General features: G+C 65.6%; 12 protein-coding genes. 8 read left to right on the top strand and 4 right to left on the bottom strand.

All coding sequences use genetic code 11. The features are described 5' to 3' along the window. Positions 1-216 precede the first annotated feature (216 nt). The 3 genes from ACFWCF_RS25095 to ACFWCF_RS25085 are packed head-to-tail and all read left to right on the top strand — an operon-like array spanning position 217 to position 4,594. Entirely contained in the window at positions 217-1,254 is a 1,038-nt protein-coding gene (locus tag ACFWCF_RS25095; protein ID WP_378567509.1) for an alpha/beta fold hydrolase, read from the top strand. Positions 1,255-1,285: 31 nt separating this feature from the next. Continuing rightward, a complete protein-coding gene (locus ACFWCF_RS25090) occupies positions 1,286-3,790 on the top strand; it encodes a DEAD/DEAH box helicase (RefSeq protein ID WP_378567506.1) in 2,505 nt (834 codons plus the stop codon). Between the two features lie 30 nt (positions 3,791-3,820). After that, positions 3,821-4,594: a LysR family substrate-binding domain-containing protein gene (locus ACFWCF_RS25085; RefSeq protein WP_378567503.1), complete on the top strand. Its 774-nt coding sequence runs from the start codon at positions 3,821-3,823 to the stop codon at positions 4,592-4,594. On the opposite strand, the gene ACFWCF_RS25080 is transcribed toward ACFWCF_RS25085, so the two are convergent. Continuing rightward, a complete protein-coding gene (locus tag ACFWCF_RS25080) occupies positions 4,595-5,524 on the bottom strand; it encodes a LysR substrate-binding domain-containing protein (RefSeq protein WP_378567500.1) in 930 nt (309 codons plus the stop codon). 176 nt (positions 5,525-5,700) lie between these two features. On the opposite strand from ACFWCF_RS25080, the gene ACFWCF_RS25075 reads away from it, so the two are divergent. Both ACFWCF_RS25075 and ACFWCF_RS25070 read left to right on the top strand, forming a co-directional pair. Further along, on the top strand, positions 5,701-6,291 hold the full coding sequence (locus tag ACFWCF_RS25075; protein WP_378491124.1) for a peroxiredoxin: 591 nt from the start codon (positions 5,701-5,703) through the stop codon (positions 6,289-6,291). After that, a complete protein-coding gene (locus ACFWCF_RS25070) occupies positions 6,288-6,827 on the top strand; it encodes a carboxymuconolactone decarboxylase family protein (protein WP_378567497.1) in 540 nt (179 codons plus the stop codon). Before ACFWCF_RS25075 ends, ACFWCF_RS25070 begins: the two co-directional genes overlap by 4 nt. 63 nt (positions 6,828-6,890) lie before the next feature. On the opposite strand, the gene ACFWCF_RS25065 is transcribed toward ACFWCF_RS25070, so the two are convergent. Then, positions 6,891-7,616: a hypothetical protein gene (locus ACFWCF_RS25065; RefSeq protein WP_378567494.1), complete on the bottom strand. Its 726-nt coding sequence runs from the start codon at positions 7,614-7,616 to the stop codon at positions 6,891-6,893. A gap of 56 nt (positions 7,617-7,672) precedes the next feature. On the opposite strand from ACFWCF_RS25065, the gene ACFWCF_RS25060 reads away from it, so the two are divergent. Continuing rightward, positions 7,673-7,936, top strand: coding sequence for a hypothetical protein (locus ACFWCF_RS25060; RefSeq protein ID WP_378567491.1), 264 nt, complete (start codon positions 7,673-7,675; stop codon positions 7,934-7,936). Positions 7,937-7,960: 24 nt separating this feature from the next. Here the strand turns inward: ACFWCF_RS25060 and ACFWCF_RS25055 are convergent, their stop codons facing one another. After that, positions 7,961-9,154 (bottom strand): aspartate aminotransferase family protein, encoded by a 1,194-nt coding sequence (locus tag ACFWCF_RS25055; protein ID WP_378567562.1) that lies wholly within the window; start codon positions 9,152-9,154, stop codon positions 7,961-7,963. Between the two features lie 250 nt (positions 9,155-9,404). Between ACFWCF_RS25055 and hrpA the strand changes: the two genes are divergently transcribed. Then, positions 9,405-13,298, top strand: coding sequence for an ATP-dependent RNA helicase HrpA (gene hrpA / locus ACFWCF_RS25050; RefSeq protein WP_378567488.1), 3,894 nt, complete (start codon positions 9,405-9,407; stop codon positions 13,296-13,298). 41 nt (positions 13,299-13,339) lie between these two features. Here the strand turns inward: hrpA and nrdR are convergent, their stop codons facing one another. Then, positions 13,340-13,816 carry a transcriptional regulator NrdR gene (gene nrdR / locus ACFWCF_RS25045; RefSeq protein ID WP_378491119.1) on the bottom strand — a complete coding sequence of 159 codons (477 nt, stop codon included), beginning with the start codon at positions 13,814-13,816 and terminating at the stop codon, positions 13,340-13,342. Between the two features lie 738 nt (positions 13,817-14,554). Between nrdR and lexA the strand changes: the two genes are divergently transcribed. Further along, entirely contained in the window at positions 14,555-15,265 is a 711-nt protein-coding gene (lexA, locus tag ACFWCF_RS25040; RefSeq protein WP_378567485.1) for a transcriptional repressor LexA, read from the top strand. Positions 15,266-15,345: the final 80 nt, after the last annotated feature.

Raw genomic sequence — 15,345 nt, 5'->3', positions numbered from 1 at the left:
CCGAATCCGGTACGGCTCAGTAAGGCCACGGGTGCATTACATACCGGCGACGATCGTTGTTGCCGACCTCACATACAGGAAGTATGCTCGCCCGGCATGCAAGGGTGAACCAGCGACGATCACCTCCCGAGTTCGATCGGAGACCCCGACCGGAGAACACCGACCCGAGAACACCGACAGGTCGACTGCAGCCCGTGGACACGGCAGGAGAGACTGATGGCTACATCGCGAGCGCGCACGTTGCGTCCGGTTCCCGACGCCGAACCTCGGATGGTGTTCCGGACCATCCACGGATACCGGCGCGCCTTCCGTCTTGCGGGCAGCGGTCCGGTGCTGGTATTGATCCACGGCATCGGCGACAACTCGTCCACCTGGGCCGATATCATTCCGCACCTCGCGAAGAAGTACACCGTCATCGCCCCCGACCTACTCGGCCACGGCCGTTCCGACAAGCCTCGCGCCGACTATTCCGTCGCCGCCTACGCGAACGGGGTGCGCGACCTGCTGTCGGTACTCGGCGTGGAGCGGGCCACTGTCATCGGCCACTCCCTCGGTGGCGGGGTGGCGATGCAGTTCGGCTATCAGTTCCCTGCGATGGTCGAGCGACTCGTACTCGTGTCCTCCGGTGGTGTCACCAAGGATGTCCATCCGGCCCTGCGGCTGGCGTCCCTCCCCGGGGTGAGCGACGTGCTCAAGCTCCTCAGGCTGCCCGGGGCGGTACCTGTGGTGAAGCTCGCGGGCACCGTTCTCGGCCACCTCCACGGCTCGCCGCTCCGACCTGGGACGTTGCTCCTGGATACGAGCGATCTCGTCCGGATCCTCGCCGGCCTTCCGGACCCGACCGCATACGAGGCCTACCTGCGCACCTTGCGGGCGGTCGTCGACTGGCGTGGTCAGGTGGTGACGATGCTCGATCGTTGCTATCTCACCGAAGACGTCCCGGTCCAATTGATCTGGGGCGATCAGGACAGCGTGATCCCGGTCGGGCACGCGCACCTCGCACATTCGGCCATGCCGGGGTCTCGACTCGAGGTCTTCCGCGGGTCCGGGCACTTCCCGTTCCGGGACGACCCGATCCGGTTCCTGCGGGTGGTCGAGGATTTCCTCGACTCCACCACTCCGCTGAGGTTCGACGAGGAGCAGTGGCGTCAGCTGCTGCTCACCGGTGTGAGCGAATCCCGGATCACCGGCGGCCCGGCCACACGCACGGCGGTCCTGGGCGCGATGGGATCGGACGAACGCAGCGCGACGTAGGGCCGGCCGCTGTTCCGACTAGCCTGGAGCGGTGCTGCTTCCGGATCTGATACCCGACACTGTCGACGACGACTCTCTGTTCGACGCGTTCACCTCCTGGACGACGGACCGGGGCATCACGCTCTACCCGGCGCAGGAGGAGGCGTTGATGGAGCTCGTCTCCGGCGCCAACGTGGTTCTTGCGACGCCCACCGGTTCGGGTAAGTCGATGGTCGCCCTCGGCGCCCATTTCCACGCGCTGGCCACCGGAAGACGTACCTTCTACACCGCACCGATCAAGGCGCTCGTGAGTGAGAAGTTCTTCGCGCTGTGCGACGTGTTCGGAGCCGACCTGGTCGGAATGATGACCGGTGACGCGTCCGTCAATGCGGGGGCTCCGATCATCTGCGCGACCGCCGAGATCGTTGCGAACCTCGCGTTGCGCGAGGGCGCGGACTCCGATATCGGTCAGGTCGTGATGGACGAATTCCATTTCTATTCGGAGCCCGAACGCGGCTGGGCGTGGCAGGTGCCGATCGTCGAACTTCCCCACGCGCAGTTCCTGCTCATGTCGGCGACACTCGGCGACGTCACTTTCCTGAAGAACGATCTCACGCGGCGAACCGGTCGGCCCACGGTCGAGGTATCAGGCTCGGAACGGCCCGTTCCCCTGACGTTCTCGTACTCGCAGGTTCCGATCGGCGAGGCCATCGAAGAGCTCGTCACCACCCATCAGGCCCCGGTCTACGTCGTCCACTTCACGCAGGCCGCGGCGCTCGAGCGGGCGCAGGCCCTCACGAGCGTCAACATGTGTTCCAAGGAGGAGAAGGCGGCCATCGCCGACGCACTGGGCGGCTTCCGGTTCACGACCGGATTCGGCAAGACTCTCTCGCGACTGGTCCGGCACGGAATCGGCGTCCACCACGCCGGTATGCTGCCCAAGTATCGGCGCCTGATCGAGAAGCTCGCGCAGGAAGGGCTTCTCAAGGTCATCTGCGGCACGGACACGCTCGGTGTGGGTATCAACGTGCCGATCCGCACGGTGTTGCTCACGGGGCTGACCAAGTACGACGGCACCCGCACGCGGCAGCTCAAGGCGCGTGAGTTCCACCAGATCGCAGGGCGGGCGGGGCGCGCAGGCTACGACACGATGGGAAGCGTCGTCGTGCAGGCACCGGAGCACGAGATCGAGAACATCCGCGCACTCGCCAAGGCCGGTGAGGATCCCAAGAAGCGACGCAAGGTCCAACGCAAGAAGGCTCCCGAGGGATTCGTCTCCTGGGGTCAGGCCACTTTCGACAAGCTCATCGTCGCATCCCCGGAGTCGCTGCAGTCCCGGTTCGCTGTGAGCAATTCGATGCTTCTCAACGTCATTGCGCGGCCCGGGAATTGCTTCGACGCGATGCGTCACCTACTCGAGGACAATCACGAACAGCGGTCCGCACAGCGCAAGCACATCCTCAAGGCGATTTCGCTGTACCGCGGTCTGCTGCAGGCGGGGATCGTGCAACAGCTCGACGAACCCGACGAGGACGGACGTACGGCACGTCTGACCGTCGATCTGCAGCGTGACTTCGCTCTGAATCAGCCTCTGTCCCCGTTCGCGTTGGCCGCGATCGAGCTGCTCGACGTGGCGTCGACCACGTACGCGCTGGACGTGGTATCGGTGATCGAGTCGACCCTCGACAATCCTCGTCAGATCCTCATGGCGCAGCAGCACGCGGCGCGTGGCGAAGCGGTCGCCGAGATGAAAGCCGACGGTATCGAGTACGACGAGCGGATGGAACTGCTCGAAGAGGTCACCTGGCCCAAGCCGCTCGTGGAGCTTCTCGAGCCCGCATTCGAGACCTACCGTGGCGGGCACCCGTGGGTGTCCGAGTTCCCGCTGGCGCCGAAGTCCGTCGTGCGCGACATGGTCGAGCGTGCGATGACGTTCGCCGAGCAGGTGAGCCACTACGGACTGGCGCGATCGGAAGGCCTGGTGCTGCGGTATCTCGCCGATGCGTACCGGGCGCTGCGTCAGACAGTTCCGGACGCCGCGCGTACCGAGGAACTCGAGGACATCACCGAGTGGCTCGGCGAGCTGATCCGACAGGTCGACTCGTCCCTGCTCGACGAGTGGGAGTCGCTCACCAACCCGGGTGCCGAATCCGACGATCAGCAGATCGCCTTCGGCGCCGATACACCGCGACCGCTCTCTGCGAACATCCGCGCGTTCCGGGTGATGGTGCGCAACGCGATGTTCAAACGTGTCGAACTCGCGTCACGTCGACGCTGGAACGACCTCGCCGAACTCGGTGACGGGCTCGACGCGGAGGACTGGTCGGATCTGCTGGAGCTCTACTTCGACGAGTACGACGAGATCGGTACCGGGCCCGATGCACGAGGCCCGCTGTTGTTCTCGGCCGAGATGGACTCGGACGTGTGGCGGGTGCGTCAGACCCTCGCCGATCCCGCGGGCGATCACGGTTGGGCGCTGCTCGGGGAGGTCAACCTCGCCGAGTCGGATGCGGCCGGGGAGGTCGTCTTCGACGAGTTCGAGATCGTCGAGGGCTGAGCTCCGCACAGGACCGGTACCCTGGTTCCGGTGAACGATGAGTCCGCTGCGGCGTTTCGCCTGTCCTACGTCCCCGGCGTAACCCCGGCCAAGTGGGTTCGAGTGTGGAAGGAACGGCGTCCGGGCGTACCGATCGAGCTGGTTCCGGTGGATTCGACCTCGGCAGCCGAGTGCGTGAGGGACGGCAGGGCAGATATCGCGCTGTTGAGGTTGCCACTCGAGCGTGACGGGCTGTCGGTGATCACCCTCTACACGGAGGCCTCGGTGGTGGTCGTACCGAAGGAGCACGCCATTGCGGTGGTCGACGAGGTGTCGGTGGCGGACCTCGCGGACGAGACCGTGTTGCACCCCCTCGATGATGTGCTCGATTGGGTGAGTCTGCCCGGCGAGGGCGCGTTCGAACGGCCCGCGACCACAGAGGACGCGATCTCGCATGTCGCGTCCGAGGTGGGGGTGCTCGTGACTCCACAATCACTCGCCCGGCTGCATCATCGCAAGGATCTGACGTATCGGCCGGTCATCGATGCTCCGCAGTCGCAGGTGGGCCTCGTCTGGCTCACCGACCGCACCACCGATCATGTCGACGAGTTCGTCGGCATCGTGCGAGGCCGGACTGCGAACAGTTCCCGTGGCAGGCAGGATCACACCGGAACCGAGGCTTCACCGAGCTCCACGGGCAAACGTCGGGGCGAGCGTCAGGGTTCGCAACCGAAGAAGGTTGTCGGCGACAAAAAACCGAAGTCGCGGCGGGCAACGACCAGCCGTGGGAAACACTCCGGGCGCTCCCGCCGCGGACGCAGCTGATCAGCTGATGGTTCTGGATTGCGGCGGTGCCTGTGACCGCAACACGTCCGCCAGCGCGCGGTAGTCGTCGGCGCGTGCACTCGAGGCCCGGAAGACCAGCCCGATGGTGCGCCCCGGCTCTGGTGCAGCGAAGTGTGCCACGGCCAGGTCGCCACCGGCCGTTTCCACCGGCACTGCCGACGCGGGTACGAGTGTGACACCGAGACCACCTGCGACGCATCGCACGACGGTGGCCAGCGAGGTTGCCCGTGTGTCGCCCGCATCGGGTCGGGCGTCCACCGATCGGCACAGGTCCAGGGTCTGGTCGCGGAGGCAGTGGCCTTCGTCGAGGAGCAGGAGCGGGAGTTCGTCGAGGAGCGACAGTGGGAGATCTCGTTTGCCGGCGAGACGATGATCCATGGGGACGACGAGGATGAAATCTTCGGTGTACAGCGGGATCTCCACGACACCTGCGACGTCGGACGGCAGGGCGAGTACGGCGACGTCGAGGGTGCCGGAACGGAGCGCACCGAGAAGTCGGGCCGTCTGGTCTTCGATTACGTGCACGGCGAGATTCGGCATGCGCGTGCGTAGTTCGGGGAGCAGGCCGGGAAGGAAGTAGGGCGCTACGGTGGGGATCAGCCCGATTTTCAGCGGGCCCGAGAATCCGTCGGAGACGCCGGCTGCGGCGGCGACGAACCCGTCTGTGGCGTCGAGGATCGCCTTGGCCTGGGCGAGGAGTCGCGCGCCGGCCGGAGTGACGAGCACACGGCGGGTACTCCTCTCGATCAATTGCACGCCGAGCCCGTTCTCGAGCGACGCAAGACCCTGCGACAGTGTGGGTTGGCTCACACTCAATCGTGCTGCGGCAGTTCCGAAGTGCTTGTACGTGGCGACCGCCACGAACGCACGCAGCTGTGACAGGGTCGGGTGATAAGTCTGATCGGACACGCCTATCAGTATAGTGCGAGTAATCACCTTTACCTTTTGAAAATTTTCCGGCAGGATGAATCTCATACCGGAGAACGGACCGCAAGGATCGTCCGGTAACGCACCGCCCCACGTCGACGTGCGTGGCGTGCGCGATCGACTCGCTTGTTCACGAGACACCCACGAGAGGACCGAAAATGGCATTGCTGACCATCGGCGATCAGTTCCCCGCTTTCAACCTGAAGGCCCTCATCGGCGGCGACCTGTCGCAGGTCGACGCTGCACAGCCCGACGACTACTTCACCACCATCACCAGCGACGACTACGCAGGTAAGTGGAAGGTCGTCTTCTTCTGGCCGAAGGACTTCACCTTCATCTGCCCCACCGAGATCGCCGCATTCGGCAAGCTGAACGAGGAGTTCGCAGACCGCGACACGCAGGTCCTCGGCGCGTCCGTCGACAACGAGTTCGTGCACTTCCAGTGGCGTGCACAGCACGAAGAGCTCAAGACTCTCCCCTTCCCGATGCTGTCGGACCTCAACCGTGAGCTCGTCTCGGCAACCGGTGTCCTGAACGCCGACGGCGTCGCCGATCGTGCCACCTTCATCATCGACCCGAACAACGAGATCCAGTTCGTGTCCGTCACCGCCGGTTCCGTGGGCCGCAACGTCGACGAGGTCCTCCGCGTCCTCGACGCTCTGCAGTCCGACGAGCTGTGCGCATGCAACTGGAAGAAGAACGACCCGACCCTCAACGCGGGTGAGCTCGTCAAGGCGGCGCTGCAGTGAGTGTCGACAACCTGAAGAACGCTCTCCCCGAGTACGCGAAAGATCTCAAGCTCAACCTGAGCTCGCTCGCTCGTTCGACAGAGCTCAACGAGCAGCAGCTGTGGGGCACGTTCCTCGCCGCCGCGGCCGCCACCAGGTCGGCGACCGTGCTCCAGGAGATCTCCGAGGAAGCCGCTGACGTCCTGTCGGCCGAGGCGTACAACGCCGCACTCGGCGCAGCGTCGATCATGGGCATGAACAATGTCGCCTACCGGGCCAAGAGCTTCCTCGGTGACGAGTACGCACAGGTCCGTATGGGCCTGCGGATGAACATCATCGGCAGCCCCGGCGTCGAGAAGGCCGACTTCGAGCTGTGGTCGCTGGCAGTGTCCACGATCAACGGCTGCCACGACTGCACCGCCGCGCACGACAACGTCGTTCGCAAGGAGGGCCTCACCAAGGAGCAGGTCTGGGAGGCCGTCAAGGTCGCCGCGACCCTCCAGGGCGTAGCCCAGGCGATCACTGCCGGCGAGGTTCTCGCCGGTACCAACGCCTGATCTCCGGCGCCTGATCTACTGCATCACCGAGAAAGGGACCTCTCCTCGGAGGGGTCCCTTTCCTCATGTCGGCCAAGTGCTCGCGGTCGTCGGCTTCCCGCCGAGCGCCTCACCCGCCGCAATGTCACTCGCTTCGAGAACCACTTCGATCTCACCACCGAGTGCAACGCCGGGCGCCAACGGCAATCTGTCGCCACTCCAGAAGCGCCCCGGGTCGTACCAACTGCTCCCGCGACGTCGCTGTTCGAGTAGGCCCATCGCCTCCATCGTCAACCCGACGACCTCTGCACAATACGCACTTTCGAGACCGGACTCACGTCGTTTCAGGCGTGGCAGACGACCGGCAAACCAGCGTCCGGTGAGCTTCGCCGTCGACGGGAACGGCGTTCCGTCCAGACGAGCGATGGTGCGCAGCAGCTGATCTTCCTGTTCCGCGGTGACGGGGACCGAGAGTTGACGAAGCCACCCGCGCTGCCCGTAGCGAGCACCCCACACCTGCACTGCGCTGCGCAGGTCGTGCAGCTGGACACCGCGCTGATGCCTGCCGGTCCACATGTCCGGCAGGCTGCGTCCCAGCTCCGCATGCCACATCAGCGGAGGTAGATCCGCGAACGCCAGCGACATCCCGACGTGGTTGACAGGGGCATTGGTCAGGGTCTGGATCGCCCTGTCCGCTCCGCTCGTCCCGCGGAAGATCCAGATGTCCCCCGTCCGTGTGAGATCCACCGCCTCGTCGAGGGTGACTCGTGACGGCGTCGGAGCAGGTGGGATGGCGCCTCCGTGTTGCATGAGCACAACACTGTCACGAACGGTTGACAAGACCTATAGCCAGCTAGGGTCAGTGCATGGCCCCTCGTACCAGCACGATGTGGAAGCTGCTCGGACTCGCCGGTGTCGTCGGTGTGGCGGCGACCGGTGCGATCACGCTGCGCAACGAGCGCAAGCGCCGCGACTACAGCCCGGACGAAATCCGCTCGGTACTGCACGAACGGTACGCACGAGCGGTCGCGGCGCAGGACGGCACCGGAGAAGTACCCCTCACCGCGGTTCGAATGAGCGCGAAGACCCGGATCCGCCGTCTGCTGCGGCGGATCCGATCCGGGGCCTGAGCGATTCGGTCTGCCCAGAGGACGTCAGCCCAGGGCGGCAGCGAAGCCGTCGGCGAGAGCCTGCGCCTGATCGTCCGTCATGACGAACGACGGTGAGATCTGCATCGCGCCCTGACCGGCAGCGCGGCCTGAGATGCCGTGTTCCCGCAGGGTTTTGACGAAGCCCATGGCCTCCCCTGGATCGACAAGCTGTACAGCCGCCACCGCACCGATACCGCTACGGACCTCCGCAACCCGTGGATGATCCGCGAGCGGGGCGAGCTTCTCGTGGAGCGTCTTCTCGAGGCGTGCCGACTCGTCGAGCAGGTTCTCGCGTTCGAGGATGTCGAGATTGGCATGCGCGGCCGCAGCTGCCGCCGCATGACCGCCGTAGGTGTAGCCGTGACGCCACCAGACGCCACCGGCGAAGAACGGCTCGGCGACGCGTGGTGCCACGAACACCGCTCCCATCGGCAGATATCCCGAGGTCAGGCCCTTTGCTGTGGTCACGATGTCGGGCTGCAGATCGAACTTCGTCGATGCGAACCACGAACCGCCGATCCGGCCGAACCCGGTCACGACCTCGTCGACGACGAACAGGATGTCGTGGTCGCGGCAGATGTCGCGGATCTCCGTGAGGTAGCCGTTCGGCGGCAGGTACACGCCCCCGGCGCCGAGGATCGGTTCGCAGAAGAACGCAGCGATGTTGTCGGCTCCGACCTTCTCGATGAGCTCGAGCAGAGCTTTCGCGTCGTCCCAGGGCACGGTGGCGGTGTCGGTCCACAGTGGGCCGTAGCCCTCTGCGTTGACGGGGATTCCCGCCATCGACGTACCGCCGACGTGCATACCGTGGTAGGCCTTCTCCCGGCTGACGATCAGTGTCTTGCTCGACCGTCCACTCTCCTGCCAGTAGCGGCGAGCGAGCTTCGCTGCGGTGTCGATCGAGTCGGATCCACCCGAGGTGAAGAAGATCTTGCTGCCGACGATCGGCGCGATGGCCGAGAGCCTCTCGGCGAGGGCGATCGTGGGCTCGGCAGCGAAATCACCGAAGTTCGAGAAGTGCGCGACCTTCGAGAGCTGCGCAGCAACGGCCTCACCGATCTCCGTGCGACCGTGTCCGACGTTGGCGAACCACAGGCCTGCCGTCGCGTCGAGATAGCGGGTGCCGGCATCATCCCAGATGTATGCGCCCTCTCCACGGGCCACGACGAAGGCCCCGTCCCGTTCGACCGCACCCATATCGGCGAATCCGTGCCACAACGCACCCACAGTCAGCTCCTGTCCACGGCTCTCGGTTCTCCGCCATCGTATGGGTTCGTATCGAACGCGGTGCCCCTACCCGCCCGGGTGCGCCTTCGCCCGCGCCTGCCGGCTTTCCGCGGCTGCGAATCGCGCGCTCGGCAAGCCGGTTCGATCGCGCGAGCGCCCACACGTCGACGGCGCCTGTGTCGCCGCACGGCATCGACACTCGCTAAGCTGTATCACCAGCATGTCCATCTCTCCTGCCCCGAGCCGTCGCGACCTTCGCGAAGCCCTGACCGAGGTGTCGCTCAGCGACGAGCATCGGTTCCGTCGGCGCATCGATCGAGCCCGCGGCGACGACGCGCTCACCAAGATCGCCGGCGACATCGACACCGCGCGCGGTCGCCTCGCGCGACGTGCCGAGTCCGTCCCCGCCATTCGCTACCCGGAAGACCTACCGGTCTCCCAGCGCAAGGACGACATCGCGGACGCCATCCGCGACCACCAGGTCGTCGTGGTCGCCGGTGAGACCGGGTCCGGCAAGACCACTCAGATCCCGAAGATCTGCCTCGAACTCGGGCGCGGAGTGCGCGGTCTCATCGGGCACACACAGCCCCGCCGTATCGCGGCGCGTGCAGTGGCCGAGCGACTGTCCGAAGAACTCGATTCCGAACTCGGCGACACCGTCGGCTACACGGTGCGCTTCACCGACCAGGTGTCCGACCACACCTTGGTCAAGCTGATGACCGACGGCATTCTCCTCGCCGAGATCCAGCGCGACCGGATGCTGCGGCGCTACGACACCCTGATCATCGACGAGGCACACGAACGCAGCCTCAACATCGACTTCCTTCTCGGGTACCTCGCGCAGCTACTCCCCCTCAGACCCGACCTCAAGGTGATCATCACCTCGGCGACGATCGACCCCGAACGGTTCGCGCAGCACTTCGCCGACGCCGAGGGCAGATCTGCCCCGATCGTCGAGGTCTCCGGGCGCACCTATCCGGTGGAGGTACGGTATCGACCGCTGACCGTCGAGAGGGGCGACGAACTCGTCGACCGCGATCCCGTCGATGCCGTGTGCGAGGCGGTCGAGGAGCTGCAGTCGGCCGGCGACGGCGACATCCTCGTGTTCCTGTCGGGTGAGCGCGAGATCCGCGACACCGCCGATGCACTACGCGATCGCAAGCTACGCAATACCGAAATCCTCCCCCTCTACGGCCGATTGTCGGCCGCCGAACAACACCGCGTCTTCACCTCCCACACCGGGCGCCGGGTCGTGCTGTCGACGAACGTCGCCGAAACTTCGCTCACCGTGCCCGGCATCCGGTACGTCGTCGATCCTGGTACGGCCCGCATCTCGCGGTACTCGGTACGGACGAAAGTGCAGAGACTGCCCATCGAGGAGATCTCGCAGGCCTCCGCTCGGCAGCGCTCCGGTCGTTGTGGTCGTGTCGCCGACGGCATCTGTATCCGCCTGTATTCGGAGGACGACTTCGAGTCGCGCCCCGAGTTCACCGAGCCCGAGATCCTGCGCACCAACCTCGCTTCGGTCGTGCTGCAGATGACAGCGCTCGGTCTCGGTGATATCGCGGCGTTCCCGTTCGTCGAGCCGCCGGACCCGCGCGCGATCCGCGACGGTATCGCACTGCTCCACGAGCTCGGCGCGATCGAACCCACAGGCAAGGACGAGACCCCCCGTTTGACCGGTACCGGCCGGGAACTCGCACGGCTGCCTGTCGATCCACGCATGGCGCGCATGATCGTCGAAGGCCATCGCAACGGGTGTCTGCGCGAGGTCCTGATCATCGTGTCGGCTCTGTCGATCCAGGATGTACGCGAACGTCCCACCGAGCACCAGCAGGCGGCCGACGAGAAACACTCCCGGTTCAACGTCGATGGATCGGATTTCCTCGCCTTCCTGCGCCTGTGGGACTACCTCAAGGACCAGCGGAAAGAGTTGTCGTCCAACCAGTTCCGCAAATTGTGCCGCACCGAGTTCCTGCACTGGATGCGCATCCGGGAGTGGCAGGATCTGCAAGGGCAGCTTCGTCAGATCACGCTGAGCCTCGGCTGGGAGACCGCGCACCAGGAGGTCGGCGACGACGCGATCCACCAGTCGCTGCTCGCCGGTCTGCTGTCGCATGTCGGGCTCCGCGAGGGCGACAAGCACGATTTCCTCGGGGCACGCGGGGCGCACTTCGCGATCTTCCCCGGCTCGTCCCTGTTCAAGAAGCCGCCGCGGTGGGTGATGGCGGGTGAACTGGTCGAGACGTCACGGCTGTGGGGCCGGATGGCGGCACGGATCGAACCCGAATGGGCGGAGAAGCTGGCTCCGCACCTGGTCAAGCGGACCTATTCGGAACCTCACTGGTCGACGAAGCAGCAGGCGGCGATGGCGTACGAACGCGTCACGCTCTACGGCATCCCACTCGTCGCGCAGCGCCGGGTGCAGTACGGACGGATCGAGCCCGAAGTCTCGCGCGAGCTGTTCATCCGGCACGCACTCGTGCTTGGCGAGTGGCAGACCCGCCACAAGTTCTTCCACGAGAACCGGGCGTTGCTCGACGACGTCGAAGAGCTCGAGCATCGCGCGCGGCGGCGCGACCTGGTCGTCGGCGACGAGACTCTGTTCGAGTTCTACGACCGGCGTGTCGGCCCAGAAGTCGTCTCGGCAAAGCATTTCGATACCTGGTGGAAGAAGACCCGGCAGCAGCAGCCGAATCTGCTGACCTTCACACCCGAGACGGTGGTCAACCAGGACGCGGCCACGGTTCTGGAAGGCGACTATCCCGACGCATGGCGTCAGGGCGAGCTGCAGTTCCCGCTGACCTACCAGTTCGAGCCCGGCACCGAGGACGACGGGGTCACCGCAAGGATCCCCGTGGCGCTGCTCGCGGGAGTCCGGCCCGTCGGATTCGACTGGCTGGTCCCGGGACTGCGGCACGAACTCGTCACCGTCCTGATCAAGGGCCTGCCGAAACAGATTCGACGTCAGGTGGTTCCGGCACCCGATTTCGCGAAGGCCGCCCTCGCCTCGGTGACCGCGCGTAGTGAACCGCTCGTCAACGCGCTCGCCCGCGAGTTGTCGCGGTTGGGCAACTGCAGGATCGAACCGGGCGACTTCGCACCGTCGGCACTGCCCGACCACCTGAAGATGACGTTCGCGGCGGTCGACGAGAACGACAAGGTCCTGGGACGCAGCAAGAGCCTCGCCGCGCTGCGGAAGCAATTGTCGACGCGAGTCGACGCCGAGGTCGCGCGCGCTGCGGCGGGTACCGAACGCGCGCCGACAGTGGTGTGGACCGCCGACACCCTCGGCACTCTCCCCCAGACCGTCACACGCGATGTCGGTGGCCAGCAGGTGACCGGCTATCCCGCCCTGGTGCCCGAGGGCGAGGGGGTCGCGGTACGCGTTCTGAGCACGCCGCAGGCGCAACGTGCCGCCACCCGAACAGGGTTGCGCGCGCTCCTTCTCGCCGCCGCACCCACCAAGGCGAAGGTCGCGACCTCCGGTTTGACGAATCCGGAGCGGCTGGCGCTCGGCCGCAACCCGGACGGTTCGTTCGACGCTCTCCTCGAGGACTGCCGGACGTGCGCGGTCGACGAGATGATCGCTGCACACGGCAAGTCGGTACGCACTCCTGACGAATTCGACGCGCTCGTCAGGGTCGTGCGCAGCGAACTACCCGGGAGAGTCGCGCATCTACTGAAGTCCGTGGTGCCGGTGTTGAGCAGAGCCCATCAGGTGGGCGTGCTACTGGATTCTGTTCGCGGCGAAGCCGCGGACGACGTACGAGAGCAGCTGTCTTCGTTGCTCTTCGCCGGGTTCGTCACCGACCTGGGCACTCGTCGTCTGGCCGACCTTCCGCGTTACCTCGCTGCTGCAGCTCAGCGCCTCGAAGCGCTGCCTGCAAGCGCGAATCGCGATGCTCAGGCGATGGATGTGCTCGATCGGGTATACGCGGCCTACGACAAGCTGCTCGCGCGGTCGACCGAAGAACGCCGAGCCGCACGCGACGTGGTGGACATCTACTGGATGATCGAGGAACTACGCGTGAGCTTGTTCGCGCAGGGAATGGGCACGCGCGCTCCGGTGTCGGAGAAGCGCGTACTCAAGGCCATCGATTCGGTCCGCTGACCCTCCAGCCGCCGCACCGGCCTGTCTCGGGCGTGGCCTGCTCAGTCCGCGTCGGCGGACACATCGCGGGTCCGTTGATGTTCGCGCAGCTCAGTGATCTCACGTTCGAAATCCTCAGCGGAGCTGAACGAACGGTACACCGAGGCGAAGCGGAGGTAGGCGACCTCGTCGAGGTCGCGCAGCGGCCCGAGGATCGCAAGCCCCACCTCGTGACTGGGAATCTCCGGTGCACCCTTGGCCCGCACAGCGTCTTCCACCTGTTGCGCAAGCTTGTTCAGGGCGTCGTTGTCGACATGGCGCCCTTGGCAGGCTCGCGCGACACCGCGCACGACCTTCTCGCGGCTGAAGGGCTCGGTGACGCCGCTGCGCTTGACGACGGACAGCACGGCGGCCTCGACCGTGGTGAATCGGCGACCGCACTCCGGACATGCCCGACGGCGGCGAATCGCGGCGCCCTCGTCGGCTTCACGCGAGTCGACGACCCTGGAGTCGGGGTGCCGGCAATACGGGCAATACATGTCGATTCCTTCGTCGCTGCCGTAGTGGCCGCGACGTCGCCGACGAAACGATGCCGTGTTCGAAAGATCGATCTCGCCCGGGGGCGAGGTCGTCCCGACGCGACCACACGGGGTGGTGTGACTGACAGATTCAGACAATACCCGCACGTGTGCTGCACTCCTGAAGTCCGGGTTGGTCGACACCGCACCGTCATCTCCCACCGGTGGCCGCACCCCTCATCCAGGGCGGAGATGGTGCGTCGGTGGCAGCCGGTATCGAGCGGGTGGAGTCCGCTGCAACCTCGCTCGCGCGAAGGTGCGCGATGCACAGGATCGCAGTGACCGCGACCGCCGTGCACAACACCGTTGCGAGAACCTGCAGCAGTGGACGCCCGAGCCCGATGCGGATACCTGGCGGGCGAGCGCAGGATCTCCCAGACCTTCTCGGGTACTGATCACTGTCCGCCACCCACAGTGGCGCTTCGGCCAGCGGAATCGCAATGGTTCCGGCCGGAGCGGCACTCCGGAATTCCGTCAACAGTACTGTGCCCATCGAATCCTCCGTGGCAGTCGGGGTCGGTAGCTTCGCCCACGCATTCGAACGAATGTCTGTTCGAACTTTCTACCATGACCACCGCAACCTTGTCGCCGGTTTGTTCGAAAGAATCTCGAACAGATGTTTGATATAAGGCTCGGATCCGGTTAGATTCGATAGATCACACACAACACATCAGAAACTCGACGCACGGAGGTCACGACATGACGGACGCCAACTCCGCGACCAGCCGGCCGAAGAAGCCGTCCGGCACCGACGGCACCGCGCTCACCGAGCGTCAACGCCGCGTCCTCGAGGTGATTCGCAACTCGGTCGCCGAGCGGGGCTACCCGCCCAGCATCCGCGAAATCGGAGACGCTGTGGGCCTCAACAGCACGTCCTCGGTCGCACACCAACTCCGCACTCTCGAGCGCAAAGGCATGCTGCGCCGCGACCCCAACCGCCCCCGCGCGGTCGACGTACGCGGATTCGACGACCCTCGAGTCGCGCCCGACAGCGACGGCGAGGTAATTCCGGCCCTCTCCTCCGACGACATCCCGTCGGCCGCACTCGTTCCCGTGGTGGGACGAATCGCGGCGGGCGGACCGATCCTCGCCGAGGAGTCGATCGAAGCCGTCTTCCCTCTTCCTCGTGAGGTCGTGGGCCAGGGGTCGCTGTTCCTGCTGAAGGTCGTCGGCGAATCGATGATCAACGCAGCGATCTGCGACGGCGACTGGGTCGTGGTCCGTCAGCAGAACGTGGCCGAGAGCGGCGATATCGTCGCAGCCATGCTCGACGGCGAGGCGACGGTCAAGACGTTCAAGCGGGTGAAGAACGACATCTGGCTCATGCCGCACAACCCGATGTTCGAGCCGATCCCGGGTAATGACGCCGTCGTTCTCGGCAAGGTCGTCACGGTCATCCGCAAGCTCTGACCTCGCATATCATATCGGTCACACACATACACGTCCCCGTCGCGCGAGGCCGGTGTGGCTCCATCTCGGTGGAGCCACAC

The sequence above is a fragment of the Rhodococcus sp. NPDC060090 genome (genome assembly GCF_042729855.1).
Taxonomy (GTDB): Bacteria; Actinomycetota; Actinomycetes; order Mycobacteriales; family Mycobacteriaceae; genus Rhodococcus.
Note: the sequence above shows the minus strand (reverse complement) of the source record. Positions and strands in the feature narration are given on the sequence as shown.

Excerpts from the sequence above, each read along its gene's own strand:
- ACFWCF_RS25055 (WP_378567562.1), bottom strand. The coding sequence starts at position 9,154 with ATGGGTGCGGTCGAACGGGACGGGGCCTTCGTCGTGGCCCGTGGAGAG.
- ACFWCF_RS25065 (WP_378567494.1), bottom strand. The coding sequence starts at position 7,616 with ATGCAACACGGAGGCGCCATCCCACCTGCTCCGACGCCGTCACGAGTC.
- ACFWCF_RS25095 (WP_378567509.1), top strand. The coding sequence starts at position 217 with ATGGCTACATCGCGAGCGCGCACGTTGCGTCCGGTTCCCGACGCCGAA.
- lexA (WP_378567485.1), top strand. The coding sequence starts at position 14,555 with ATGACGGACGCCAACTCCGCGACCAGCCGGCCGAAGAAGCCGTCCGGC.
- ACFWCF_RS25060 (WP_378567491.1), top strand. The coding sequence starts at position 7,673 with ATGGCCCCTCGTACCAGCACGATGTGGAAGCTGCTCGGACTCGCCGGT.
- ACFWCF_RS25075 (WP_378491124.1), top strand. The coding sequence starts at position 5,701 with ATGGCATTGCTGACCATCGGCGATCAGTTCCCCGCTTTCAACCTGAAG.
- hrpA (WP_378567488.1), top strand. The coding sequence starts at position 9,405 with ATGTCCATCTCTCCTGCCCCGAGCCGTCGCGACCTTCGCGAAGCCCTG.
- nrdR (WP_378491119.1), bottom strand. The coding sequence starts at position 13,816 with ATGTATTGCCCGTATTGCCGGCACCCCGACTCCAGGGTCGTCGACTCG.